Genomic DNA, 24994 nt, shown 5'->3' with positions numbered 1-24994 from the left:
CTGATTCACTCTTGAGCGCGTGGACACCCTGCGTGGCGTCCACGACCCGACAACGCTGACTGCCCTGAAGCGCGCGCGTGAAGCCACGCGCGACCCCGCCCGTACCGATGACACCGAAACAGAGCATGGCCGCCTCTCTCACTCCGCCGTGAAGCGGTGAATCATTGATTCCCGGAGTAGAAACGTCCCCCCAGGAGGCGGCCAAGAGATGCCCGCCCGGGCGCATTGTTAGCGTTCACATTTTCGGTGTCAACTCCATTGGAAGGACCATGGGTATCCTCGAGCCCGAGGGAGGACAAGGCCATCGGGTCCTCCGGAGCGCCGCGTCGAGAGGAGCGGGCGCCGCACCGCGGTCATCTCGAGCCGTGCGGTCCGACACCCAGGCTACAGCGACCTGGACGCTCAAGCCGGCATGAACACGCCCGGGAGCGCCGTCGTGTGGAGATCGGAATCCCCGAGAACGAAGTCCGGGACGCCGAACGCCCCCGCGCACGCCATCCACAGGTCGTTCGTCGAGCGGAGGCCGCGACCGCCGCTGTCCCACACGCGCCCGCCGAGGAGCCCGGTGTTGGCGCCGCCGAAGAGCAGCCAGGGCACGTTGTCCCAGTTGTGCTTGCGGGTGCCGACCTCGGTCACGTAGGGGATGAGCGTGTTGTCGAGCAGCGTCCCGCCGTTCACGTCCTGGGTGGCCGCGAGCTCCTGCAGGAACCCCACCATTTTGTTGGCGTAGAACTCCTCCACGCGCGTGAGGAACTCGAGCGTATCTCGCGTGTCGGGATCATGGCTCGTCGTGTGATGGACCTTGAAGATGCGCGAATCCGGCGGCCACAGGTCGCCGAAGCTCACGTGGTTGGTCCCCGGGGCCCACTGGAAGGTCACCACGCGCGTCAGGTCGCACCGGAAGGCCGCCTTGATCAGGGCAAAGTGCAGGGCGCCGATGCGCGCGTGCTTCTCGTCGTCGCGCTCGCTCACGACGTGCGACGAGCTGTAAGGGTCGATGTACTCGCTCACATTGACGATCTCGGGCGGCTGCTCCATGCCGCAGAACGCAGCGTTGCGCGGGTCGGCATCGAACTCCTTTTCCACCTCGCGGATCGCCTCCATGTGGCCGTCCAGCATCTCGCGCTGCGCGCTCGGCGCAAGCTCGTGGAGCCGGCCGATGTCCTTCCTCGCGAAGTCGAGCACGCTCTTCTTCTGCCGGCGCGCCCTGGCGAGCGCCTCGAGGTTGTCGCTCGTCGGCCCCCCGGGCATCATCGTGCCGAACATCCGCTGATAGACGTCGAGCGGCTGGTAGTACGGCGTCATCGGGCTCCGCGGGCCGGAGTACGACATGTGGCGCGTCGACACCTCCGGCGTGTCCGCGCGCTTGTCGCACGAGATCTGGAGCGACGCGATCGGCGTCCCCTGCAGATCGGCCGACTGCTTCACGAGCAGCTGGTCGACGCTCGCCCCCTCGGCCATGGGGTCGTCCCCGCCGTTGCCGGGGTAGAGCTGCTTGGTCCGCTGGCCGGTCGCCATCAGGACGGTCCCGCGCTCATGGCCGCCGCCGACCGACCCCTCGTAAGGCAGCTTCAGGTCGCGCATCACGATCATCCGGTCACGCACCGGCTCGAACGGGCGCAGGATGCGGGACAGCGTGAAGTTGGTCCCGTTCCCCTGCGGCCACCAGCTCTCGTAGACGGTGCCCACGGGCCGCTGGACGATGAGGAGCCGCTTCGGGCTCGGCGCGCCTTCCGCGGTCCGCTCGAGGCCGCGGAGGATCGCGAACATCCCCGCGGCGGCGCCGATGCCCTGGAGGAAGCGACGGCGGGACGAGACATAGGGCAGATTGCGGTTCATGGTCACTCCTCCTCGGTGCGCTCGGTGAGCGCGCTCGAGCTCGCGATGGCCTTCACGATGGCGGGCAGGGTGCGCGCGCCCTCCGGCAACGCCTTGATCACGTCGTCGACCTGGCAGTCGACCGGCGAGAGCTGCTCGTCGTCGGTGCCGTAGGTGATGAGGTTCCGCGCGAGGCACGCGGCGAACTCCTCCCTTTGCGCGATCGCGCCGGCGAACTCGACAGCGTTCGCGTAGCTCTCGTGCAGCCCGAGGATCCCCCCGAGCTCGATGCGCGCGTCGATGGGCGCGCCGTCGAGCGTCTCTCGATAACGACCCAGCGGATCGTAGTTCTCGAGCGCCAAGCCGAGCGGGTCGATCCCCCGGTGGCATGCGCCGCAGGTGCGGTTCGCTGCGCGCGCCTCGGCGCGCTCTCGCTCGGTCATGTCGGCGTTGAGCAGGTCCGCGACCGCGCCCGCGAGGGTCTCCGGCGGCGACGCGAGCTTCGGCAGGCAGAGCAGCGCGCCTCGAATGAACAGCCCCCTCGCGACCACGCTCGTGTTGTCCGTGCGGGAGAGCGTCGCGAGGACGCTCGCTTGCGTGAGCAGGCCGGCGCGCTGGTCGGCGGGCAAGGTGACCGGCGCGAACTCCTCCGGCGCACCGGTATGCTCGACGCCGTACACCTCGGCGAGCGGCTCGTTCGCGAACGTCTCCCGCGACGTGAGCAGCTCGGAGACATCGGCGCCGCGACCCCAGAGGGTCGCGTCCACGAACAGCTCGGTCTCGTGGAACATGCTCGCCTGGAGCAAGGGACCGTATTCGGGGAACATCCCCGGGTCTTTCACCGTGCCGAACAGGTTGCTGATCCCCCACGCCGCGAGCAGCGTGGTGCTCAGGCTGCGCCGCGTCGCCGGCAGCGCGAGCAGCCGCTCGGTCTGCCGCGCCACCTCTGCGGGGTCGCGGATGGCCCCGGAGTCGGCGGCGGCCATGAGCTCGACGTCCGGCGGGTTGTCCGTGAGGAAGAACGAGAGCTCGCTGGCGAGCTCGTGCGGCGACAACCTCACGACGCCGTCGCTTCCCTTCTCGCCGAGCTCCGTCCGGTAAGAGAAGGAGGGCGACGCGAGGATGGCCTCGACGGCGAGCATCACGCCGCGCTCGTAGCTCTCTTCCTTCCCGAGCTCGATCACCCCCCACAGGTCCTCGAGCTCGATCGCCCCGAGCGGCCTCCGGAACGCCTCCGCCGCGAACCGGGTCAGGAAGTCGCGGGCGCACGCGTCATCCCCGTCCGTCGCGCAGCCGGTCACCTGCTCGAAGCGCCCTTCGAGGCTCTCCGCGGCGTAAGCGGCCGCGTCGAGCCGGGTGCGCACCAGCGATGTGCCGACGACGATCCCCTTCTTCATGAAGGGCTTTGTCCTCTCATCGGGCGCCTGATCGGCCCGCACGGCGGCGTCCCCGAGCAGCGCACGCACCGAATTCGTGAACTGCAGATCGGGGAGCAGCACGACGCGGCGCGCCAGCCGCGGCGCGCACTGCGCGTCCTCGCCGGGTTGCTCGCCGCCGGGTCGCTCGCCGCCGGGTTGCTCGTCGACGTTGCTCCCGAGGGTGCCCGTGCACGCCGCCGCCACGAGGGCCGAGGCGCACGCGGCGAGCCACGCCGAGCGGCGTCGCCCGCCGGAGCGCTCCCGGGCGGCCTGCCCCTCCCCCACGGCGGGGGACGCCGCGCGCTGAATCCAATCCCAAACCTGAGGTCGATGCATGTTCAAGCCTCCCAGCCTATCCCGCAGCGCGGGTGTCCGTTTGCCCGCCGACCGCCCGCCGCTGCCCCGGACGAGGTGCTCCACGTTCCCGGGACGGGCGCCGTATCCGACGAGCCGCAACCCACCCTACTCAATCCAACGAGAGCAGCGATTTGCGCTGCATATGAACGCACGGCAACCTCCACGATGCTACTTATGTGCTTCCAAGATTCCAGTGGACCGGTGCGCGTGCGGGTCGCAGGTGAGACCTCGAGCCCAGCGCGGGCAGGGCGCGAGCGAGCCCCCACGAGCTCGCGCCCTGCCCGCGCCCGCGACGGCCGAGCGAAATCAATGCAAAAAACCACCCCAATCCCAGGAACGAAGGGCGCCGGAGGCGCACGACACCCCCCACCCGCGGCAAAGCAGAAGGATACTTCGAGAGTCGATTGTGAACGTTCACATGACGGGTGTCAATCCAAATGGACCCCTGCGTGTCGCGATGCGCGTGAGGGCTGTGCTGCAGGACCTGCGAGACCGTCCGGTACGAGACGCCGGCGAGTTTTGTCGACGTCGACCATGAACGCGGCGCGCTCCGCCTGCAGCGCGGCCGTGACGGTGCGCCGCAGCCAGCTACCCCGCCGGGCGCGTCCCCCTCCCGCCCTTGCGAGGCAGGACGCAGCGCCCCTCGAAACGACGCGCTCGCGTGAGTTTGCCTGAAGGACCGGTGAGCTCGGCGGCATTCATGCGACAGGAGACGATTTCGATGAAGCTGTCCCAGCCCACGGCGGCCCGCGCGGGCGCCCCGAGATTCCTGGCCGTCCTTGTCTCGACGGGCACGGCGCTCGCGGGGTGCACCCCCGAGATCGCCGTCCTCGGTCGCGACATGGGCGCCACGACATCGCCGTTGCCCGCCTCGTCCTCGTCCACGTCCACCGCCGTCTATGTGCCCATCAGGGGGCACGGATCACACGACCGGGCCCGAGGCGTTTTATCCGTGGTATCAAGACGACCCCACGGTCAACGTACCGATTCCATACGTCGTCCCTCTCAAGGCGAGCGAGCGCGGCTTCGGGCACTTCTGGGGAGAGGAGTTCTTCCCCATCGACGATCAGGGGTGGGGCAACGAGGGGCGGGAGCACGACTTCGGCTTCACGTACGAGCTCCACATGACGCGGACGGGGCGCGCGACGCCACCTCGGACCCAGATCCAGACCTCGCGGGAGTCCACGTGAGCGATGTCGTGGAGGCGAAGAGCTCGGGTGGCGCCGTGAACGACCCGTGGTGCGCGTCGGACAGGCGGTCGACATAGACCACATTGTCCGCGAGCGCGTGAACCGGCGGTTCAAGGGCTCGCGCCCACGCCCAGCTCGGCCAGCAGCTTCGCTGCCTGTGATGCGCCACGGGGTCACCGAGGCCGACACCCTGAGGAGATCTTGATCTACGCTCCTCCCGATGCCTAGCGACGCTCCTGTCGATCTTTACTCGCTCGCCTTCACCTGCAGCGTCGACCCGCTGCTCTTGCTCGATGAGAGCGGTCGGATCCTGGCGCTGAACCCCGCCGCCGAGCGCCTCGCCTCCACGTCCGGGGCGACGGCGCGCGGAGCGCCGATCGATGAGGCCCTGCGGCCCGATCCGCCCCTCGGCGCGCTGCTCGAGCAGGTGCTCCGCGATCGCGCCCCGCGCGCCCTGCCGCCCGACCTCGCGCTCCACCTCGCGAACGAGCGCGTCGTCCTCGCCGAGGGGAGCCTCAGCCCGCTCGTCGACCCCGCGGGCGCGTGCGCCGCCGTGCTCCTCGCGCTGCGCGACGTGACCGAGCAACGCCGGGCCGAGCAGGCGGCGCGCGATCAAGGAGCGCGCCTGCACGCGGCCGTCGAGGCGCTCGACGTCGGCTTCGTCATCTACGACACCAAGGAGCGGCTCTGCTTCTTCAACACGACGTACAGATCGCTCTACCCCGAATGTGCCGCCGCCATCCAGGTAGGCAATACGTTCGAAGACGTCGTCCGCGAGGGCTGCCGGAACGGGCTCCACCTCCACAGCGGCCTCAGCGAAGACGCGTGGATCGCCGGTCGCCTCGCGGACCATCGCCGCTCCGGGGAGGTCTACATGCGGCGGTTCGGAGACCGCTGGCTCACCCTCAAGAGCAGCCGCCTCGCCGACGGCAGCGTCGTCGGCCTGCGGATCGATACCACCGAGATCAAGGAGACAGAGCTCGCCCTCGAGCGCGAGCGGCAGTTCATCCGCCTCGTGCTCGACACCATCCCGCTCATCGTCACGGTCAAGGATCGGGACGGCAAGATGAAGCTCGTCAGCAAGGGCTACGCCGATTTGTACAACACCACGCCGGAGGGGGCGGTTGGCAAGACCGTCGCCGATCTGCCGCCCTCCCACGCCGAGCTCTCCGTCATCAGCGAGATGGACCAGGAGGTGCTCGCACGCATGCAGCCGGTCTCGCGGGTTCAGCCCGTCTCGCGCCCGAACGGCAAGGTGCGGTGGATGTCCATCATCAAGGTGCCCCTCGTCGAGCAGGACGGCACGGCGCACGTCCTCGCCATCGGCACGGACATCACGGCCCAGCGGGAGCACGAGGAGCAGATGGCCGCCACCATCGCCGAGCTCGAGCTGCAGAAGGAGGCCATCGCCGATCAGCTCGCGGTCATCCAGCGCCAGCAGGCGCTCATCCGCGCCCTGTCCACGCCCATCCTCCAGGTCGCCGAGGGCGTGCTCGCCGTGCCCGTCATCGGCGCGCTCGACGACGCGCGCGCGTCCGACGTCACCGGCAAGCTCCTCGACGAGGTCGTGCGCACAGGCGCTCGCTTCGCCATCATCGACGTCACCGGCCTCGAGAGCGTCGACGCCGCGACGGCCGACCACCTCGTCCGCATCGTCCGCGCGATCCGCCTGCTCGGCGCGAGCGGCGTCCTCACCGGCATCGGGCCCGCCGTGGCCCAATCCATCTGCGGCCTCGGGGTCGACCTCTCCGGCGTCACGACGCACGGCAACCTCCGCGCCGGGATCGAGGTCTGCCTCCGCGCCCTGCCCGCGCGGCGCTGAGCGCGGACGGCGCGCCCCCTCCTCCGCGAGGGCGACGCGGAGAGGCGTGTCGCCTGGAGGAGGAATGGATCCCTGGCGTTCGCTTCACGACCGCTCTAGCTTCGCGCGCCAGCGCTCCCCGGCAGGATGGCCGGCGCACGAAACGAGGAGAGAACCCCCATGCGCGTCTACATCATCGGCGCGGGCCCAGGCGACCCCGGGCTCATCACGGTCCGCGGCGCCGAGCTCGTCGCCCGCTGCCCTGTCGTCATGTACACGGGCTCCCTCGTCCCGCGGGAGATCGTGGCCAGCGCGCGGCCGGACGCCCGGGTCATCGACTCCTCCGGCATGACCCTCGACCAGATCGTGGCGGTCTTCGTCGAGGCGAAGGAGGCGGGCCACGACGTGGCGCGCGTGCACACCGGCGATCCGGTCCTGTTCGGGTCGACCGCCGAGCAGATGCGCCGGATGGATGAGCTCGGGATTTCCTACGATATCATCCCGGGCGTCTCGTCGTTCACGGCGGCGGCGGCGGCGCTCGGGCGCGAGCTCACGCTCCCGGAGCTCTCGCAGACCGTGATCCTGACGCGCGCCGAGGGGCGCACGCCGGTGCCGCCGGCCGAGCGGCTCGAGGAGCTCGCGCGCCACAAGGCGACGCTCTGCCTCTTCCTGAGCATCACCCTGCTCAAGGACGTGACCGCGGCGCTCATCCCTTCCTACGGCGCCGATTGCCCGGTCGCGGTGGTGCACAAGGCGAGCTGCCCCGATCAGAAGATCGTGACTGGCACGCTCGCCGACATCCGGGAGAAGGTGCGGGCCGAGGGGATCAAGACACAATCGATGATCCTGGTCGGCCGGGTGCTCACGTCCACGGACTTCGCCGACTCGCGGCTCTATGATCCCGAGTTCAGCCACAGGTTCCGCAAGGCCGAGAGGCCGCGCTCTCCGCGCCCGGCGGAGGAGGGCTCGTGAGCGCGGAGGGAGGCGCCGGGGCGGGCGCGGCGGGCGCCGCGGCGGCTGGTCGAAGAGGGCTCGTCATCGTCTATACCGGCCACGGCAAGGGCAAGACGACGGCCGCGCTCGGGATGGTGTTCCGGGCGCTCGGCCGGGGCATGCGCGTCGCCGTCGTGCAGTTCATCAAGGGGAAGTGGAAGACGGGAGAGCGCCTGTTCGCCGAGACGCTCCCCGGCCTCACCTTCCTCGTGATGGGGCGCGGCTTCACCTGGGAGAGCGACGACCTCTCGCGCGACAAGGCGGCGGCGCGCGCGGCCTTCCAGGAGGCCGCGGCGCTCATCGGCAGCGGCGAGCAGGACATCGTCGTGCTCGACGAGATCACGTATGCGCTGCACTACGGCTTCATCGCGGAGGACGAGCTCCTCACGGCGCTGCGCGGGAGGCCCGCGCACGTGCACGTGGTGATCACCGGCAGGAACGCCCCCGACGCGCTCGTCGCGCTCGCCGATCTGGTGACGGAGATGCGGTCGGTGAAGCACCCGTTCGAGCAGGGGGCGAAGGCCCAGATCGGAGTCGATTTCTGATGAGCCTGGCCATCCCCCGGCTCGTCGTGGCCGGCACGGCGAGCGGCGTCGGGAAGACGACCACCACGGTCGCGATCGCGCGCGCGCTCCGCGCCCGCGGCCTGCGGGTCGCCCTGTTCAAGTGCGGCCCCGACTACCTGGATCCGACGTACCACGCGCGCGCCGTCGCCGGGACGTCGCACAACCTCGACGGCTGGATGATGGGCCGGGAGGCGGTCCTGTCGACGTTCGCCGCGGAGGCCGCGGGCGCCGATGTGGCGCTGATCGAGGGGGTGATGGGGCTGTTCGACGGGGCGAGCCCGACCGGGGAAGAGGGCTCGACGGCCGAGATCGCGAAGTGGCTCGAGGCGCCGGTCGCGCTCGTGGTCGACGCGTCCGGGATGGCCCGCAGCATCGCGGCGCTGGTGCAGGGCTTCGCGGGCTTCGATCCGGGGCTCCGCGTCGCCGCGGTCGTGTGCAACCAGGTCGGCAGCCGGGGGCACCTCGACATTCTTCGACAGGCGCAGCGCTCGCCGCCCGTGCTCGGCGGCCTGCCGCGGGACGAGGCGCAGAGCTTCCCCGAGCGCCACCTCGGCCTGCGCACGGCCGACGAGGCCGCGCTCCCGGAGGAGCGCTTCGACCACTGGGGCGCGCAGGCCGAGGCGTGGATCGGGCTCGACGCGCTGCTCGAGATCGCGCGCGGGGCGCCGCCCTTGCCGCAGACGGCGGAGGCGGCCGCGCCGGCGGCGGCGGCTGCGCCCGGGAGAGCAGCGGGCGGAGCCGTGACAGGAGCGAGCGGCGGGGCGCAACAGCGGCGGGTTCGCCTCGGCGTGGCGTTCGACGAGGCCTTCCACTTCTACTACGCGGACAACCTGCGCCGCCTCGAGGCCGCGGGGGCCGAGCTCGTGCGGTTCTCACCGATCCGCGACGCGCGCTTGCCCGACGTCGACGCGCTCTACCTGGGCGGCGGCTACCCCGAGGCGCACGCGGAGCGCCTGACCGAGAACGCCGCCCTGCGCGCCGAGATCCGCGCGTTCGCCGGCCGCGGGGGCCCGATCTACGCCGAGTGCGGCGGGCTCATGTACCTGACCGAGGCGATCCGCACGCTGGACGGGCGCGCGCACCCCATGGTCGGGCTCGTGCCGGCGGAGGCCGTGATGTGCGAGAAGCTGCAGGCGCTCGGCTACGTCGAGGTCGAGACGCAGGCGCGCACGATCCTGGGCGGCGCCGGGCTCCGCTTCCGCGGGCACCAGTTCCGCTACTCCGAGCTCCGCCCCACGCAGCCCGCGCAGGCGCCGGCATCGCCCGAACCGCCGCCCGCGCCCGCCGCGCAGGCGCCGGCGCCCTCGCCCGCCGCGCAGGCGCCCTCGCCGATCGAGCACGCCTACTCCGTGCGGCGCCGGCGCGGCGGCCAGGTCGCGCGCGAGGGGTACTGGGCGCAGCGCGTCCTCGCCTCCTACGTCCACGCGCACTGGGCCTCGAACCCGCTCGTGCCCGAGGGGCTCGTGGCGAGCGCCGCCGCGCACCGGAAGGAGCAGGGGCGATGAGCGGCGTGCGCGCGGCGCCGCGGCGGATCGCCCTCGTCGGCGGCGGCGTGCGCTCCGGCAAGAGCGCGTTCGCGCTGTCCCTCGCGCGCTCGCTCGGCGAGCGCCGCGCCTTCATCGCGACCGCCGAGCCGTTCGACGACGAGATGCGGGCGCGCATCGCCGCCCACGCCCGCGAGCGGGGCGACGAGTTCACCACCCTCGAGGAGCCGGTCGCGCTCCCCGAGCGCATCGCCGCGCTCACCGGCGTCGACGTCGTCGTCGTCGACTGCCTCACCCTCTGGCTGTCGAACCTGCTGCTCCGCGACGAGACCGAGGGCCGCGAGCTCGATCGCATCGAGGCGCGCGTCGAGGATCTCGCCGCCGCCGTCGAGTCGGCGGCGCCCCACGTCGTCCTCGTGTCGAACGAGGTGGGCATGGGCATCGTCCCCGAGAGCCGGCTCGGCCGGGCCTTCCGCGACCTCGCCGGACGCGCGCACCAGCGGCTCAACCGGTCGGCCAGCGAGCTCTACGTGGCCGTGATGGGCGCCATCCTGCGCCTGCGCCCCGGCCCGGTCGCCGTCATGGGCGAGGACGGGCGATGACCGCCGCCGCCGCGGTGCTCGTGGCGGTCGCGCTCGACCTCGCCTGCGGCGAGCCCCCGGCCGTCGTCCACCCGGTCGTGTGGATGGGCTCCGCGATCCAGGCGCTGAAGCGCCGCGCGCCGCGGTCCGGCCGCGTGGCCGAGCTCCTCTTCGGCGCGCTCATGGCCCTCGCCGTCCCGTGCCTGTTCGCGGCCCTGGGCGCCGGGCTCGCCGCGCTGATCGCCCCGCACCCGGTCGTCTGCGTCGCTTTGTCAGGGCTCCTTCTGAAGCCGACCTTCGCCCTGCGCGCGCTCCGCGACGCGGCCTTCGGCGTGCGCGACGCGCTCGCGGCCGGCGACGTCCCCGCGGCCCGCGGCGCCCTGCGGAGCCTCTGCAGCCGCGACCCGTCGGAGCTCGACGAGCCCGCGCTTGTCGCCGCGTCGATCGAGTCGGTCGCCGAGAACGCGTCGGACAGCTTCGTCGCGCCGCTCTTCTATTTCGCCCTCTTCGGGCTGCCGGGCGCGCTCTTCTACCGCGCGGTGAACACCCTCGACGCGATGATCGGCTACCACGGACGCTACGAGTACCTCGGCAAGGCGTCGGCGCGGCTCGACGACGCGCTGAACTTCGTGCCCGCGCGCCTCACCGCGCTCCTGCTCCTCGCCGCCGGCTGGCTCCGCGGCGCCGACGCGCGCCGCGGCCTCGCCGTGCTGCTCCGCGACGGCGGCCGCACCGAGAGCCCGAACGCCGGCCGGCCGATGGCGGCGATGGCGGGGCTGCTCCGGGTCGCGCTCGAGAAGCGCGGCCATTATCGCCTCGGCGACGCGGCAGAGCCGCTCCGGAGGGAGCTCATCGACGAGGCCTGCCGCATCGTCGTGCTCGCGGCGCTGCTCTTCGCCGGGCTCGCGGCGGCCGCGCTCGCGGCGACATCCTTCGGACAGGGGCTTTGGCGATGACAGCGCTCACGGTGATGGTGCAGGGCACCGCGTCCTCGGTCGGCAAGAGCCTCCTCTGCACGGCGCTCTGCCGGATGTTCCAGCGGCGGGGGCTCAGGGTCGCGCCGTTCAAGTCGCAGAACATGGCGCTGAACTCGTTCGCGACCCTGGACGGCGGCGAGATCGGCCGGGCGCAGGCGGTGCAGGCCGAGGCGGCGCGCGTGGCGCCGACGGTCGACATGAACCCGGTCCTGCTCAAGCCGGAGGGGGACTCGCGCTCGCAGGTGGTCGTCCTCGGCAAGCCGCTCGGGAGCCTGCACGCGCGCGACTACTTCGCTTATCGCGGGGAGCTCAAGGACATCATCGCCCGCTCGCTGGGGCGGCTCCGGGAGGCGCACGACGTCGTGGTGATCGAGGGGGCGGGCAGCCCCGCGGAGATCAACCTGAAGGACCGCGACATCGTGAACATGCACGTCGCGCGCGTCGCCGACGCGCCGGTGCTCCTCGCCGGCGACATCGATCGCGGCGGGGTGTTCGCGGCGCTCGTGGGGACGATGGCGCTGCTCGAGCCCGACGAGCGCGCGCGGGTGGCGGCGTTCGTGATCAACAAGTTCCGCGGCGACATCAAGCTGCTCGAGCCGGGGCTCGAGATGCTCACGGCGCGGACGGGCGTCCCGGTGCTCGGCGTGGTACCTTATCTGAAGCACCTGCGGATCGCGGACGAGGACTCGGTGTCGCTGGAGGGCCGGCGGCGGCGAGGGGCGGCGGGGCCGGGGCAGATCGACATCGCGGTGGTCGGGCTGCCGCGGATATCGAATTACGACGACGTGGAGCCGCTGGAGCACGAGCGGGACGTCGTTGTGCGGTTCATCGAGCGGCCGGACGAGATCGGCGGGGCGGATCTCGTGGTGCTCCCCGGGACGAAGAGCACGATGGCCGACCTCGCGTGGCTGCGCGCGAGCGGCCTCGCGGAGGCGGTCGCGGCGCGCGCCCGGCAAGGCGGGTGGACGCTCGGGATCTGCGGCGGCTGCCAGATGCTCGGCGGGGCGATCGAGGATCCGGAAGGCGTCGAGTCGGCCGAGCCGGCGGCGCGGGGCCTGGGGCTGCTCGACGTGTGGACGCGGTTCGAGCGGACCAAGACGACGGCGCAGGTGCGGGCGCGGCTCGCGGGCGATTCGTTCCTGGGCGCGGGGGACGCGGCGAGCGCGGGAGAGGGAGAGCTGACCGGCTACGAGATCCACATGGGCCGGGTGGAGCGGGTGGGCGGCGCGCGCGCGGCGTTCGCGATCGGGTCGAGGAGCGGCAGGGCCGATGCGGCGCTCGATGGGGCCGTATCGACGGACGGCGCGGTGGTGGGCACGATGATCCACGGGCTCTTCGAGAACGACGGGCTCAGGCGGTCGCTCCTCGCGGCGCTGCGCGGGCGGCGGGGGCTCCCCGCGCCCGCGGGGGAGGCGGCGATCCCGAGCCGTCACGAGGAGTACGACCGGCTCGCCACGGCGGTCGAGGCGAGCCTCGATCGGGCGCTGCTCGATCGGATCGTGGGGCTCGACCGGCGCTGAGCGGCGCGGCTCTCCGCTCACGCCAAACGCTCGCCGTTGGCTACCAGCTGGCGCTGTAGCAAGCGCCGCTGCCGGCCGCCGCGTCGTTCGCCCCGTCGCCGTCGACGCCCGTGGCGCTGCTGTCCTCCCCGGTCGCGGCGACGACGAGCGTCGTGCCGTGCAGGTCGAGGCGCGCCCCGAAGGCGTCCGACGCCCCGGTGTTCGCCGCCTTGATGTACGCGTCCTGCGCCCAGGCGCCGCCGGAGCGCTCGAACAGGTACGCTGCCCCGCTCCCGGGAGCGCCGTTGTCCGACTCGAGCCAGCCCCACTCCGTGGAGCTGCTGTCCTCGCCGGGCGCGCCCGCGACGAGGAAATCGTTGTCGATCGAGACTGCAGACCCGAACGCGTCGCCGCTCTCGGTGTTGGACGCCTTGAGATAGGCCTGCTGCGACCAGCTCGTCCCGCTGCGCGTGAACACATAGACGGCGCCGCTCCCGGGGGCGCTGTCGTCCGCCTGCGCGCCGTTCACGCCCGTCGCAGCGCTCGCCTCGCCGGTCGCGCCCACGGCGAGAGAATGCGCGGAGATCGCGACGCTGGCGCCGAACGCGTCGCCCGCGCCGGTGTTCGACGCCTTCAGGTACGCCTGCTGGGTCCACGTCGCCCCGCTGCGCACGAACACGTAGACGGCGCCGCTCCCGGAAGCAGCGTTGTCCGTCTGCGCGCCGTTCACGCCCGTCGCGGCGCTCGCCTCGCCGGCCGCGCCCACGGCGAGCGTGTCCCCGGAGAGGGCGACGCTGGCGCCGAACATGTCGCCCGCGCCGGTGTTCGACGCCTTCAGGTACGCCTGCTGGGTCCAGGTCGTCCCGCTGCGCGTGAACACATAGGCAGCTCCGGCCTGCGACACCCCGTTGTTCGTCTGCCCGCCGTTCACGCCGATGGCATTGCTGTCCTCGGTAGGCGCGCCCACGACGAGGGTGTCTCCCTCGAGCGTCACCGCATAACCGAACTGATCCTGCGCATCCGTGTTGGAGGCCTTGATGTAGGCCTCCTGGGACCACGTCGTTTCGCTGCGCCTGAAAATGTACACCGCGCCGGCGTTCGGCGAAGAGTTGTTCGCCTGGTTGCCGTCCACGCCGCGGGCGTTGCTGTCCTCGCCCTGCGCGGAGACCGCCAGGGTGTCCCCGGACAGGGAGAGGCTGTAACCGAAGTTGTCGTTCACGTCGGCGGTGGTCGGCTTCAGATACGCCTGCTGGACCCAGGAGCCGCCGTCGCGCACGAACACGTACACTGCGCCGCTGGTCTTCGAGTTGTCGGTCTGGTCTCCATCGACCCCTGTCGCGGCGCTCGCCTCCCCGAGCGCGGACACGGCAAGCGTGTTCCCGTCGAGCGCGACCGCGAAGCCGAACTGATCCTGCGCATCCGTGTTGGAGGCCTTGAGGTACGCCGAGACGACCCCGCCGCGAAGGACCACCATGCCATAGGTCGTCACGTCCCCGCTCGGCGCGGTCACCTCGATGGTGATCGCGGTGCTACCGCCCGCGATCAGCGCGATCGGCGACGAGGCGCTCCCGGAGGCGACGGGGGTCCCGTTGACCTCGATCGCGGCGCCCGGGGCCGACGCCGTCGGCGTCACCGTGATCGAGGCGATGCGTTCCTCGACGGACACGACATAGACCGCTGACGCCGGATCGAAGGCCGGGCTCAGGGCCCCGCTGGAGACCGAGAGGCCGGAGAGGCTCGAGTCCGTGCTCGCGCAGGCCCCAGCGACGCACGCCTCGCTCGCGCTGCACGTCGCGCCCGCGCTGGCCCCCGCGCAGTCGCCGGTCGCGCCACAGTAGGTCTCGTCGGCCGACGGGTCGACGCAGGCCCCGCCGCACGCCACGAGGGGCGGCGCGCAGGAGGCCTCGCACGCGCCGCCGCTGCAGATCTGGCCCGCGCCGCAGACCGCGCCGGCGTCGCTCCCGCTGCAGTCGCCGGCCGCGCCGCAATGATCGCGGTCGGTGTCCGGGTCGATGCACGTCCCGCCGCACGCCACGAGCCCGCTCTGACACGACAGCTCGCACCGCCCCGCGCCGTTGCAGATCTCCCCGACCGCGCACGCGACCCCGGCGTCGCTCTCGATGCAATCGCCGCTCGCGCCGCAATGCTCGCGGTCGGTGTCCGGGTCGATGCACGTCCCGTCGCACGCGACGAGCCCGCTCTGGCACGACAGCTCGCACCGCCCCGCGCCGTTGCAGATCTCCCCGGACGCGCACGTCACGCCCGCGTCGCTCCCGATGCAATCGCTGCTCGCCCCGCAATGGTCGCGGTCGGTGTCCGGGTCGATGCACGTCCCGTCGCACGCCACGAGCCCGCTCTGACACGACAGCTCGCACCGCCCCGCGCCGTTGCAGATCTCCCCGGACGCGCACACGATCCCGGCGTCGCTGCCGCGGCAATCGCTGCTCGCCCCGCAATGGTCGCGGTCGGTGTCCGGGTCGATGCACGTCCCGTCGCACGCCACGAGCCCGCTCTGGCACGACAGCTCGCACCGCCCCGCGCCGTTGCAGATCTCCCCGGACGCGCACACGATCCCGGCGTCGCTGCCGCGGCAATCGCTGCTCGCGCCGCAATGGTCGCGGTCGGTGTCCGGGTCGATGCACGTCCCGTCGCACGCGACAAGCCCGCTCTGGCACGACAGCTCGCACCGCCCCGCGCCGTTGCAGATCTCCCCGGACGCGCACGTCACGCCCGCGTCGCTCCCGATGCAATCGCTGCTCGCGCCGCAATGGTCGCGGTCGGTGTCCGGGTCGATGCACGTCCCATCGCACGCCACAAGCCCGCTCTGACAGGACAGCGCGCACTCCCCGGCGCCGTTGCAGATCTCCCCGGACGCGCACGTCACGCCCGCGTCGCTCCCGATGCAATCGCCGCTCGCGCCGCAATGCTCGCGGTCGGTGTCCGGGTCGATGCACGTCCCGTCGCACGCCACAAGCCCGCTCTGGCACGACAGCGCGCACTCCCCCGCCCCATCACAGAGCTGCCCCTCCGGGCAGGCGACGTCGCACGCCCCGCAGTGCGCCACATCGGTGGCGAGGTCGACGCACACATCGCCGCACAAGGACTGCCCTGGCCCGCACAGGGGTGCCCCGCCGCTTGTCGTCCCGGGGGATTCGCTCGTGCAAGCGGCGAGGAAGAAGGCGAGACCGACGAGCAAGAAGATCCGCAGGTGGGGCATGGTCAACCTCGATGTGAAGCGATGGCTCCGTCGCTCGAACCACGGTCGGAATAGAAGATTTCGCTGGACGAAGGGCCACGATTCGATGTGCTGCCTGGCCGGTGCGCTCCGACTCCGGATCGAGCACGGCGTGAAGCGGCGCTGCGCCGCGCGCGTTCGGAGAGGGAGCGGTCGTCGAGACTAGACGATTCGCGCGCGGCGGGGCCAACAGGAACGACACACGTGGTCCCGGCGCGTAGCCCCGGTGGGCCGCCAGGACGATCCGGCAGGGGGCCGGCGCGTCCACGCGCTCGCGACCGGGCCGTGGATCCGGTGCGGCTCGTCGCGCTGGAGGATCGCCCAGCCCCCGTGGATGCGCGGCGGCCGCCGGATGGCGCGCCGGGTCACGGCCGCCATCTCCGCCTCGAGCTCGCGGCGCTGGGCGGCCGCCTCGCCGCCGCGCGCGAGATCCGCGAGGCGGTCGGCCTCGCAGACCCGACCGGCGGACAGCCTGGAATTTAATTCGCTGTGATCCCGATGCCGGCGAGTCGTGGACGACACACCCTGTCGACATGATCCGACTCGGCTACATCTGTCAGTCGCTCGGAATGCCGGAGCCCTCGTTGAAGACCGCCCAGCTCGGACGCTATCTGATGGGCCTGGTCGCTCTGACGCCGATCTACAGATACAACGCCGAGTACGTCCGCCGATCCCTGGTGCACTCGCTCGACCTCGGTCTCACGGCGCACCGCATCTCCAGCGATCTCTTCCCGCTGCTCGACATCGCGCCGGGGGCGCGCATGCTGGTGCCGGATCTGCGATCCGTCCGCCTCGCAGCGGAGCGGGGCGGAGTGCACCTGTCGAATCATCCGAGCCAGTTCGTGGTGCTCTCCTCGCCGCGCGAGGAGGTGCTGCTGAACTCGCTCGCCGTCATGGACGACCAGGGCTGGGTCATGGACCTGCTCGGCGCGCAGGGCTCGATCACCCTGCACGGCGGCGGCGTTCACGGGGACCGCGAGGGCACCGCCGCCCGGCTGTGGGAGGGCATCGCCCGGCTCACGCCGCCGGCGCAGGAGCGGCTCGCGCTGGAGAACGACGAGCGCTGCTGGACGGTGCCGGAGCTGCTCGAGGCCACGCGAGGCGAGGTGCCCATCGTGTTCGACAGCCTTCACTGGGCCGCGAACCCGCGGAGCGCGCCCCGCGAGACGGAGCTCGACGCCGCGCTCCGCTCCTGGCCGGCACACCGGCTGCCGGAGCTCCATTACAGCGAGCAATGGGAGGGCAAGCCGGCCGGGGCGCACGCCCAGCACATCACCGGCCGCGGGCTGCTCCGCTTCTGCGACGAGGTCGAGGAGGCGTCGGGCGGCCGCGAGGTGGTGGTCCTCGTGGAGGCGAAGCAGAAGGATCTCGCCATCGGCCGCGCGCTCGGGGAGCTGACCCGGCGGCAGCGGGCGCGCATCGAGGCGCTCGTCCCGGGGCTCTCCGTCGCGCGGCCGCAGCAGGCGTGCTCCGCGTGATCGGAGGCCGCCAGCCATCCGCGCGCGCGCCGACTTTGTTCAATGATTATACTAACATGGGTCGTTCGGTCGCGCGCGAGGGCCAATCGCCGGTCTGGAGCGGCTCCCGCGCGCGCGCCGCGGCTCACTGCTTCGTGAGCCGCATGTAGCTCTTGATCTTCCCCGAGGCGTCGCCTCCCGCGTCAGCGTCGATGGCCATCGTGAGCGAGGACCCCTCCACGCAGAACGGCACCTCTTCCGGCGCCTCGCCGTCGGCCTCGACCGTGAGGCTGGCGCCCCAGGCCGACCAGGTGCCCGCCCCCGTCGTGGTGGTCTCCTCCATGATCAGGGTGCACGCGCAGCCCTCGCCCGCGGCCGCGCACGACGCCGATGCGAAGGGCGCGTCGCCTTCCGTCAGGAGCTGCTGCAGGAACGTGTCGAGCTGCGCGCACGTGACCGTGACGCCCTCCGTGGTGAGGCACGACGGCGGGAACACGATCTTCATCGGCCCTTGAACCGTGGATGTCGTGGCATACGTGCTGTCGGACCTGAACTCGGCAGTTCCGACCATCTCGAGACCGCTGACATCGACCTCCGCGTCGCAGCTCCCGGTGAGCTCCGCCAACATCGAGGGGTCGATGCAGGTCTCCTCGATGGTCCACGATCCGGTCGGATCGCCGCCGCACGCCGCGACTTCTCCGCAGGCGCCTCCTCCTTCGCTGCTGCCGCCGTCGTCGCCGCACGCGGACAGCGAAAGCAGGGATGCCACGAGCAGGATCGAGCACGTACGAGACTTGGATTTCATGAGTTCCTCCAGGGGAAAGAGAGCCCCAGGCTCTGCCGCGCACAGTGCGTCGAAGGTCATGCCTGAGGGGAGCGGAGCCTCTGTTCACGCCGTCTCGGCGGCGTGGCTTCCGGACAACAAGAATCGAGGTTCGTCCTTCGTACGCATCCGGGGGGCGGTTCCCTTCCCACCTTGCGCTCGTCCAGCGGGGCGGGTCGCCGGAGCGAATGTCGTCTTTCATCCCGCTCACGCCCTTCCAGGCACGCATCCGGCGACCGCGCCGCGCGGCGTGAGCCGCCTCGACGTTCTGCCTTCTCCTCGCCGCCGTTTCGCTCCATCGTGCTCGGGAGCATGAACGGGACACGGACGATCCACGGCGGTCGAGCACGGCGGAATTCCTGCGCGTTCGCGGCGCTGCCGGCGCTGCTCGCCCTCCTTGCGGGCTGCGGGGACCGGCAACGCCAGCCGGGCGGCGCGCCCGGCGACGGCGGGCCCGCCGCCGCGCCGCCGCCGGCGTCGAGCGCCGCGCCTGCGCCGGCGGCGAGCGCCTCCTCGTTCGCCGCCGCCTCCGCGCACCCGGCCGTGCCCACCGCCGCGCCGGGCGCGTCGAGCGACGTGGTCGCGGGCGCGTCGCAGCGGTACGAGGCCGGCCCGTCGGTGATCGCGTCGGACAGCATCGACGGCGCCGCCCTCAGGAAGCGGCACATCGAGCGCCTCGAGGCCGACGACTCGCCCGTCACCGTGCTCCGCGGCGAGGGGCCTCTGGAGCTCGGCAAGCGCATCTGCGAGGCGGTGGTGCCCAGGCGGCCCGCGGCGACTCCGGTGCTCCTCAAGCCGAATATCTGCGGCTTCGACAGCGTGAAGGACCCGGCGAAGTCGAACGGCGACGACGGCGTGACCGGCCGCATCACGCAGCCGGAGTTCGTTCGAGGCGTCGTCCAGTGCCTCAAGGCGCGCGGGCACACGAAGATCACGATCGCCGAGGGCTGCGGCCACTCGCACAAGTTCTGGAAGGACCTCGTGCAGCGGACCGGCTATGAAGCGATGGCCGCGGAGGAGGGCGCCGCGCTCGTCGCGATGGACGACGACGGGGTCTTCGATGTCGCCGGAGATAAGCCCGGAAAGCCCCTCGCCATCCGCGGAATCCAGGCGACGCACGTCCCGACGCTGCTCATGCCCAGGGTGCTGGCCGAGCACCTCGACCGCGGGCTCTTCCTGTCGCTCCCGCGGCTCAAGATGCACAGGTACTCGGTCATCTCGGCCGGCATCAAGGGCATGCAGGGCACGGTCATGCTGTCGGACAGCGCGCCTGCCTACAAGCAGAAGTGGAGGATGCACCGGGAGCTCAAGACGTACCTCGACACGAAGGCCGCCGGCCAGGAGGACCGCGCCCTGTACCTCGCGTCGCTCCGCGTCTTCGCCGAGCGGATGGTCGACGTGCTCGAGATCTCGACGCCGGACGCCGTGCTCGGCGACGGCGCGCCGGCGATGGGCGGAGACGGCTTCCAGGTCCTGCGCCCCACCGCGGAGAGGGTGGCGGTCGGCGGCACGAACCCGGTGCGGGTCGACCGGGTGGTGGCGGAGCTCCTCGGCGTCTGGAACAGCCCGGCGCTCGCGCGCGAGCTCGGCGGCCACCGGACATCGCCGCTCATCGACGCGGCGGCGAAGCGCTTCGGGCTCGACCTCGAGGCGACGGCGATCACGGGGGACGGAGCCGATCTCCTGAAGACCCCGAGGCCGGTCCACTACAAGGCGATGGCGCCCTTCCGGCTCGACTGGGAGCCCGGGCAAACGCCCCTGCCCGGCGGGTCCACAAAGGGGCCAGAGCCCGCGCCGCCGGCCTCGCAGAGGGCACCCGAGGGCGGGCAAGACGGCGGGACCCCGGCGAGGCCGGAGGCGCGCGCGCCGCGGCTGCCGCCGGGAGAGCCGATCGTGCTCGACGGGAAGGCGGACGACGCGGCCTGGAGCCGCGCGAAGGCCGTGCAGTGGGACACCGATTATGCCGGCCAGCGCACCGGATTCCCCACGCGGGCGCGCTTCCTCTGGTCGACGGCGGGGCTCCATGCGCTCTTCGAGCTCTCGAACGCCGGGCTCAACACGGATCGCTCGAGGCCCGTCGGCGAGGAGCGGAAGGGGCTTTACAAGGAGGACTGTATCGAGCTGTTCCTGACGCCGGATCCGGGCGCGCCGAAGCGGTACTTCGAGGTCGAGATCGGGCCGTTCGGTCACTTCTTCGATATCGCGATCGACCGCGATGCGCGCCTGGAAGACACGGCGTGGTCGAGCGGCGCGACGATCGCGACGAGCCAGAGCGCAGACGAGCGCACGGCCGTCATCGAGGCGCGGATCGCGGCGCCGGGGATCGTGAAGGCGCTCGCCCCGGACGCGCGGCTGCCCATGAACCTCTACCGGATGGAGGGCAAGGGGCCGCGGCACTACCTCGCGTGGAGCCCTCCCCGCACGACCAAGCCGGACTTCCATGTACCCGAGGCGTTCGGCGTGCTCGTGCTGGATCCCTGACTCGAGCTCCGAGAGGAGCGGCCGGGCGGCCGATCGCGGCGGTCGCCGGCCGGCGGGCGCGAGGGCGCTTGCGGCCCGCGCGGGCTGCGCCATCGTGCTGCCACGCATGCCGATCATCACGGGGATCGTCCCCTCGCCCGACAAGCCTGGCCACGTCGTCATCCTGGTCGATGGGGTCGCCTTCGCCACGGTCCCCGAGGCGAGCGCCGCGGGCTTCGCGCCAGGGCAAGACAGCCCCGCCGCCGCGGCGGAGCCGCTCCGGAAGGCCGGCGAGGGCGCCGGCGCGCAGAAGACCTACGAGCGGGCGCTGCGGCTCCTGTCGTTCCGCGCGCGATCGGCCAGGGAGCTGGAGAAGCGCCTGATCGACAAGGGCGAGCCGAGGGAGCACGTGGTGAGCGCGATCGAGCGCCTCACGGCGAACGGGCTGCTCGACGACGCGCGCTTCGCCGAGGCCAAGGCGCGCTCGGGCATCGTGGGCAAGCCGCGCTCGCGCCGCAGGATCGAGCAGGACCTGGCCCGGAAGGGCGTCGCGCGCGACGTGGCCGACGCGGCGATCCGGCAGGTGATGGCCGATGAGGGGACAGACGAGCTCGCCGTGGCCGAACGGGCAGCGCGGAAGAAGCTCCGCTCCCTCTCGGGCCTCCAGCCGATGGAACAGCGGCAGAAGCTTTACGCGTTCCTGGCGCGGCAGGGTTACGCGCCCGACGTGACGCGCCGGGCGCTGCGCGCGGTGCTCGACGCGCCGCCGCCCGACGACGAGGGCGCCTAGCGCAACTGTCCCGCTCGCCGGGGTGCTGCGCGAGCACGAGACCTGCCGCGTCGTCGAGTTGCCGTCCGACCTCGGGGACCTCCCGACCGGCGCGTGGCGAAGGCCGCCAGCGCGAGCCGCCACGCTCTCGCTCTCCCATCCGGCGAGACGGGGCGCGCGGGGGTCCTGATCGTCGGATTGAATCCATTCCGCCTCTTCGACGACGACTACCGCGGCTTCCTCCACCTCGTGGCCGGCCAGATCTCGGCCAGCGTCGCCAACGCGCAAGCGTACGAGGAAGAGAAGCGGCGGGCGGAGGCCCTCGCCGAGCTCGATCGCGCGAAGACAGCCTTCTTCAGCAACGTGAGCCACGAGCTTCGCACGCCCCTCACGCTGATGCTCGGGCCGCTCGAGTCCGCGCGCGAAAGCCCGCCGGATCTCGTGCTCACCGACGTGATGATGCCGAACCTCGACGGGCTCGGCCTGCTCCGGGCGCTGCGCGAGGACGAGCGCACGAGCCGCGTTCCGGTCATCATGCGCTCCGCGCGCGCAGGCGAGGAGTCGCGCGTCGAGGGGCTCGAGGCGGGCGCGGACGGAGTGCGCGAGAGCCCCCGCGAGGACGCACACGCCCGGATACCTTCTCCTCGAGAGGCGGCGTGTTCAATTTCTTCTTGGCGTGAAGTCACGCTGTCCGCATACGCGCGATCTACCCGTCAGGGTGGCAGTACAGCTCAACGGGTCCACTCCGGCGCGCGGCTGGCACGACGCGCCCTGCTCTCCGCACCTGCGCTACATCTGCGGGTCGTCCGACGGACGGCCCCGGCCGGTCCTCGCGGTTGACGCAGGCGCCGCGCCGGTCGAGGGTGCGGCCATGCAAGCGCGCCGAGAGTCGCTCGAGCCGTGGTTGCGGAGCTTCGTCGCCGACAACGGGGGCATCGCCGGCACGGTGCACCTCGTCGAGGGCGACGCGCTCACGCTGACCGCGGCCGTGAACATCCCCGAGAAGGTGCAGGAGATCACGCGCCGCGTCCCGCGCGGCAAGGGCATGGCCGGGCTCGCCTGGGAGCGCGGCCAGCCCGTGCAGACGTGCAACCTGCAGACGGACACGTCCGGCGACGTGCGGCCGGGGGCCAGGGCGGTCGCGGCGCAGGCCGCGGTGGCCCTGCCGGTGCGCGGCGCCTCGGCGAGCGTGCGCGCCGTCGTGGGGATCGCGTTCGCCGGCGAGCGCGAGCTCGGCCAGGACGAGCTCGCCGGGCTCGCCGAGGGCGCGGGCGCGCTGCCGGACTGACACCCCCGTCGCGGGCGCCGGCCCTTGTCTTTCGCGGCGTCGATGCGAGGATGGGCGCCTTCCCATGGTGACGAACGGCCGCAGCGCCCCGGAAGCAGCGATCGTCGATCCGCGCGAATCGCGCGACCCGGGCAGCCGGCCGCACGTCCGCGTCGAGGACCTCGTGCGCGGCGCGGCGCCCGCGGGCGAGCGCGCTCCTGCCGAGGCGGGAGAGGGCAGCGCCGGGGGCGAGCGCGCTCTCGCCGAGGCGGGAGAAGGCAGCGCCGGGGGCGAGCCCCTCACGGCGAAGCTCGCCCGCCGCACCGTGCCCGGGGTGCTCTACGAGCGAGGGCCCGAGGAGGGGTATCTGCGGTGCACCGCGTGCGCGCACCGCTGCGTCCTCTCGCCGGGGCGCGCGGGCGCGTGCGGGATCCGCTTCGAGAAGGACGGCGAGCTCCGCGTCCCGTTCGGCTACGTCGCTCGCCATTACGTGCGCTCGGTCGAGACGAACACGATCTTCCATGTGCGCCCCGGCGCGAGGTCGCTCACCTTCGGCATGTTCGGGTGCGACCTGCGCTGTCCTTACTGCCAGAACTGGAAGGTCTCGCAGGCCCTCCGCGAGCCCGAGGGCGAGGGCGAGCCGATCGACATCAGCGCGGTGGATCTCGTCGAGGTGGCCGTCGCAGCGGGCTGCGGGGTGCTCGCGAGCGCCTACAACGAGCCGATGATCACGGCCGAGTGGGCGCGCGCGGTGTTCACCGAGGCGCGGCGGAGGGGGCTCGTCACGGCGCTCATCTCGGACGGCAACACGACCCCCGAGGCGCTCGCGTACATGCGCCCGGTCACCGACGTGTTCCGCGTCGATCTGAAGGGGTGGAGCGCCGACCAGTACCGGACGCTCGGCGGCCGCGTGGAGCCGGTGCTCGCGGCGATCGGCGAGGCCCGGGGCCTCGGCTACTGGGTCGAGGTCGTGACCCTCGTCGTGCCGGGATTCAACGACAACGCGGCCGGCCTCCGCGCCCTCGGCGCCGAGATCGCCGGCGTCGATCCCGACATCCCGTGGCACCTCAACGCCTTCTACCCACGCTACAAGATGCGCGATCGGCTGACGACCGATCCGGCGTTCCTCGTGGACGTGGCCGGCGTCGCGTACGCGCGCGGCATGAAGTACGTCTACGTCAGCAACGTGGCCGACCGCGTGCGCGAGCTCTCGCATACCCGCTGCCCGGGTTGCCACGAGGTCGTGGTGCGGCGGTTCAACTACGAGACGCAGGAGGTCCTCCTCTCCGGCGGCGCGTGCCCAGCGTGCGGGACGCCCGTGCCCGGCCTGTGGGCCCCGGGGGCCGCGTAGGGCTGCCACAAGAGCTCCTGTCCGGCGATCAGGCACTCCGGCAGAACCGTGTGCGTCCGGATTGAACTCATCCGAACACGCCGGCTCCCCTGCCGGGCTGGCCGGCCAGGCGAGTGGACCCATTGGCCGGCCAGCCCGGCCACTCCGAGTGGCCATCTCCGCCGTGGAAATTTGAACAATGGTTCTTGCTCGCGCGCCGCATGTGATAATTTCCGAGCATGTCGTCGTCGCCGTCGGAACGTCTCGCTCAGATCCTCAGCGAAGGCCGGTTCGTCGCGATTCGCGAGCTCGGCGAAGAGTGCGCGGCGGAGCTCCACACGCGCGCCAAGGAGCGGTACCTCGCGCTGGAGGCGACGATACCGCAGTTCGGGAGCAGCATGGATCGCAAGCTCTTCGAGCTCGGCCCGCCCGTGCTTGCGATCTACCAGGCGCTCCTGCACGACCTCGGCGTGGACCGGGAGCCGGCCCTGCGCCTCGCCGAGGACATGCTGCTCGCGTTCTACCGCAAGCAGCTTCACCGGAGCCCGCTCCTCGGCGCCGCGATGGATATCGTGTTCCGGCTGAAGCCCGCGCGGCGCCTGCGCAGGAGGAGCATGCTCGCGGGTGAGCCGGGCGCCTTCCGCTTCGGCAGGGCCAGCGACGTGCGCGAGTGCCCGCTCGTGACCTTCGCGCGGCGGCACGGCGTGCCGGAGGTCGTCCCCATGATCTGCCGGCTCGACGACCTCAAGGTGAAAGAGCTCCACGGCGTCGAGGCGCACCGCGCGGGCACGCTCGGCACGGGCGCCGGGCGCCGTGGCTTCCGGTACGTGATGGCGAAGAAATAGCGCCCCCGCTCCGCGGCGCCCAGTCCGGGCGTCCTCGAGCTCTCCCGCGCTGACCGCCCTCCCTCCTCTTCCTGCCCTCCTCCAGCTCCCGTCAGAGCCCCCGCGCCGGGCACACCGGCGCGCG

The 24994-nt window shown here is 72.0% G+C and carries 18 protein-coding genes and 1 pseudogene; 15 read left to right on the top strand and 4 right to left on the bottom strand.

Going from position 1 to position 24994, the window contains the following annotated elements; translation table 11 throughout:
• Positions 1-402: 402 nt before the first annotated feature.
• Both WMF17_RS01480 and WMF17_RS01475 read right to left on the bottom strand, forming a co-directional pair.
• The gene (locus WMF17_RS01480; RefSeq protein ID WP_437600174.1) at positions 403-1839 is read right to left on the bottom strand and encodes a DUF1552 domain-containing protein; all 1437 of its coding nucleotides are present in this window, start codon (positions 1837-1839) and stop codon (positions 403-405) included.
• Between the two features lie 2 nt (positions 1840-1841).
• On the bottom strand, positions 1842-3572 hold the full coding sequence (locus WMF17_RS01475) for a DUF1592 domain-containing protein (protein WP_437600173.1): 1731 nt from the start codon (positions 3570-3572) through the stop codon (positions 1842-1844).
• Positions 3573-4492: 920 nt separating this feature from the next.
• On the opposite strand from WMF17_RS01475, the gene WMF17_RS01470 reads away from it, so the two are divergent.
• From WMF17_RS01470 to WMF17_RS01435, 8 genes are all read left to right on the top strand, one after another.
• Entirely contained in the window at positions 4493-4783 is a 291-nt protein-coding gene (locus WMF17_RS01470) for a hypothetical protein (protein WP_437600172.1), read from the top strand.
• Between the two features lie 220 nt (positions 4784-5003).
• Positions 5004-6605 carry a PAS domain-containing protein gene (locus WMF17_RS01465; RefSeq protein WP_437647628.1) on the top strand — a complete coding sequence of 534 codons (1602 nt, stop codon included), beginning with the start codon at positions 5004-5006 and terminating at the stop codon, positions 6603-6605.
• 159 nt (positions 6606-6764) lie between these two features.
• Positions 6765-7556, top strand: a complete 792-nt coding sequence (gene cobM, locus WMF17_RS01460; RefSeq protein ID WP_437600170.1) for a precorrin-4 C(11)-methyltransferase — start codon at positions 6765-6767, stop codon at positions 7554-7556.
• Positions 7553-8122 carry a cob(I)yrinic acid a,c-diamide adenosyltransferase gene (gene cobO, locus WMF17_RS01455; protein WP_437600169.1) on the top strand — a complete coding sequence of 190 codons (570 nt, stop codon included), beginning with the start codon at positions 7553-7555 and terminating at the stop codon, positions 8120-8122. Before cobM ends, cobO begins: the two co-directional genes overlap by 4 nt.
• The gene (locus WMF17_RS01450; RefSeq protein WP_437647626.1) at positions 8122-9648 is read left to right on the top strand and encodes a cobyrinate a,c-diamide synthase; all 1527 of its coding nucleotides are present in this window, start codon (positions 8122-8124) and stop codon (positions 9646-9648) included. Before cobO ends, WMF17_RS01450 begins: the two co-directional genes overlap by 1 nt.
• Positions 9645-10229, top strand: coding sequence for a bifunctional adenosylcobinamide kinase/adenosylcobinamide-phosphate guanylyltransferase (gene cobU, locus WMF17_RS01445; protein WP_437647624.1), 585 nt, complete (start codon positions 9645-9647; stop codon positions 10227-10229). Before WMF17_RS01450 ends, cobU begins: the two co-directional genes overlap by 4 nt.
• On the top strand, positions 10226-11164 hold the full coding sequence (cbiB, locus tag WMF17_RS01440; RefSeq protein ID WP_437647622.1) for an adenosylcobinamide-phosphate synthase CbiB: 939 nt from the start codon (positions 10226-10228) through the stop codon (positions 11162-11164). The genes cobU and cbiB overlap by 4 nt, the downstream gene beginning before the upstream one ends.
• Positions 11161-12705: a cobyric acid synthase gene (locus WMF17_RS01435; RefSeq protein ID WP_437647620.1), complete on the top strand. Its 1545-nt coding sequence runs from the start codon at positions 11161-11163 to the stop codon at positions 12703-12705. Before cbiB ends, WMF17_RS01435 begins: the two co-directional genes overlap by 4 nt.
• Before the next feature lie 40 nt (positions 12706-12745).
• Here WMF17_RS01435 and WMF17_RS01430 read toward each other — a convergent pair whose 3' ends face one another.
• The gene (locus tag WMF17_RS01430; RefSeq protein WP_437647618.1) at positions 12746-15901 is read right to left on the bottom strand and encodes a cadherin-like beta sandwich domain-containing protein; all 3156 of its coding nucleotides are present in this window, start codon (positions 15899-15901) and stop codon (positions 12746-12748) included.
• 551 nt (positions 15902-16452) lie between these two features.
• On the opposite strand from WMF17_RS01430, the gene WMF17_RS01425 reads away from it, so the two are divergent.
• Complete coding sequence (locus WMF17_RS01425) at positions 16453-17397, top strand: hypothetical protein (protein ID WP_437647616.1); 945 nt, start codon at positions 16453-16455, stop codon at positions 17395-17397.
• Positions 17398-17521: 124 nt separating this feature from the next.
• On the opposite strand, the gene WMF17_RS01420 is transcribed toward WMF17_RS01425, so the two are convergent.
• A complete protein-coding gene (locus WMF17_RS01420) occupies positions 17522-18181 on the bottom strand; it encodes a hypothetical protein (RefSeq protein ID WP_437647614.1) in 660 nt (219 codons plus the stop codon).
• A gap of 330 nt (positions 18182-18511) precedes the next feature.
• Between WMF17_RS01420 and WMF17_RS01415 the strand changes: the two genes are divergently transcribed.
• The 6 genes and pseudogenes from WMF17_RS01415 to WMF17_RS01390 all read left to right on the top strand — a co-directional run bounded on the left by WMF17_RS01415 (position 18512) and on the right by WMF17_RS01390 (position 24870).
• Entirely contained in the window at positions 18512-20680 is a 2169-nt protein-coding gene (locus tag WMF17_RS01415) for a DUF362 domain-containing protein (protein WP_437647613.1), read from the top strand.
• A 106-nt stretch (positions 20681-20786) separates the two neighbouring features.
• Positions 20787-21449: a regulatory protein RecX gene (locus tag WMF17_RS01410; RefSeq protein ID WP_437600161.1), complete on the top strand. Its 663-nt coding sequence runs from the start codon at positions 20787-20789 to the stop codon at positions 21447-21449.
• Positions 21450-21459: 10 nt separating this feature from the next.
• Positions 21460-22268 (top strand): annotated as a pseudogene (locus WMF17_RS01405) (response regulator); the annotation flags it as partial.
• Between the two features lie 31 nt (positions 22269-22299).
• Positions 22300-22716, top strand: coding sequence for a GAF domain-containing protein (locus tag WMF17_RS01400; protein ID WP_437647611.1), 417 nt, complete (start codon positions 22300-22302; stop codon positions 22714-22716).
• Positions 22717-22780: 64 nt separating this feature from the next.
• Positions 22781-24046, top strand: coding sequence for a radical SAM protein (locus WMF17_RS01395; protein WP_437647609.1), 1266 nt, complete (start codon positions 22781-22783; stop codon positions 24044-24046).
• Positions 24047-24264: 218 nt separating this feature from the next.
• Complete coding sequence (locus WMF17_RS01390; protein WP_437647607.1) at positions 24265-24870, top strand: L-2-amino-thiazoline-4-carboxylic acid hydrolase; 606 nt, start codon at positions 24265-24267, stop codon at positions 24868-24870.
• Positions 24871-24994: the final 124 nt, after the last annotated feature.

The sequence above is a fragment of the Sorangium sp. So ce362 genome, from assembly GCF_051519845.1.
Lineage (GTDB): Bacteria > Myxococcota_A > Polyangia > Polyangiales > Polyangiaceae > Sorangium.
The sequence above is the reverse complement of the archived record's forward strand: the minus strand, read 5'-3'. Positions and strand labels throughout refer to the sequence as shown.

Excerpts from the sequence above, each read along its gene's own strand:
- WMF17_RS01480 (WP_437600174.1), bottom strand. The coding sequence starts at position 1,839 with ATGAACCGCAATCTGCCCTATGTCTCGTCCCGCCGTCGCTTCCTCCAG.
- WMF17_RS01475 (WP_437600173.1), bottom strand. The coding sequence starts at position 3,572 with ATGCATCGACCTCAGGTTTGGGATTGGATTCAGCGCGCGGCGTCCCCC.
- WMF17_RS01470 (WP_437600172.1), top strand. The coding sequence starts at position 4,493 with ATGTGCCCATCAGGGGGCACGGATCACACGACCGGGCCCGAGGCGTTT.
- WMF17_RS01465 (WP_437647628.1), top strand. The coding sequence starts at position 5,004 with ATGCCTAGCGACGCTCCTGTCGATCTTTACTCGCTCGCCTTCACCTGC.
- cobM (WP_437600170.1), top strand. The coding sequence starts at position 6,765 with ATGCGCGTCTACATCATCGGCGCGGGCCCAGGCGACCCCGGGCTCATC.
- WMF17_RS01450 (WP_437647626.1), top strand. The coding sequence starts at position 8,122 with ATGAGCCTGGCCATCCCCCGGCTCGTCGTGGCCGGCACGGCGAGCGGC.
- cobU (WP_437647624.1), top strand. The coding sequence starts at position 9,645 with ATGAGCGGCGTGCGCGCGGCGCCGCGGCGGATCGCCCTCGTCGGCGGC.
- cbiB (WP_437647622.1), top strand. The coding sequence starts at position 10,226 with ATGACCGCCGCCGCCGCGGTGCTCGTGGCGGTCGCGCTCGACCTCGCC.
- WMF17_RS01435 (WP_437647620.1), top strand. The coding sequence starts at position 11,161 with ATGACAGCGCTCACGGTGATGGTGCAGGGCACCGCGTCCTCGGTCGGC.
- WMF17_RS01430 (WP_437647618.1), bottom strand. The coding sequence starts at position 15,901 with ATGCCCCACCTGCGGATCTTCTTGCTCGTCGGTCTCGCCTTCTTCCTC.
- WMF17_RS01425 (WP_437647616.1), top strand. The coding sequence starts at position 16,453 with ATGATCCGACTCGGCTACATCTGTCAGTCGCTCGGAATGCCGGAGCCC.
- WMF17_RS01420 (WP_437647614.1), bottom strand. The coding sequence starts at position 18,181 with ATGAAATCCAAGTCTCGTACGTGCTCGATCCTGCTCGTGGCATCCCTG.
- WMF17_RS01415 (WP_437647613.1), top strand. The coding sequence starts at position 18,512 with ATGAACGGGACACGGACGATCCACGGCGGTCGAGCACGGCGGAATTCC.
- WMF17_RS01410 (WP_437600161.1), top strand. The coding sequence starts at position 20,787 with ATGCCGATCATCACGGGGATCGTCCCCTCGCCCGACAAGCCTGGCCAC.
- WMF17_RS01400 (WP_437647611.1), top strand. The coding sequence starts at position 22,300 with ATGCAAGCGCGCCGAGAGTCGCTCGAGCCGTGGTTGCGGAGCTTCGTC.
- WMF17_RS01395 (WP_437647609.1), top strand. The coding sequence starts at position 22,781 with ATGGTGACGAACGGCCGCAGCGCCCCGGAAGCAGCGATCGTCGATCCG.
- WMF17_RS01390 (WP_437647607.1), top strand. The coding sequence starts at position 24,265 with ATGTCGTCGTCGCCGTCGGAACGTCTCGCTCAGATCCTCAGCGAAGGC.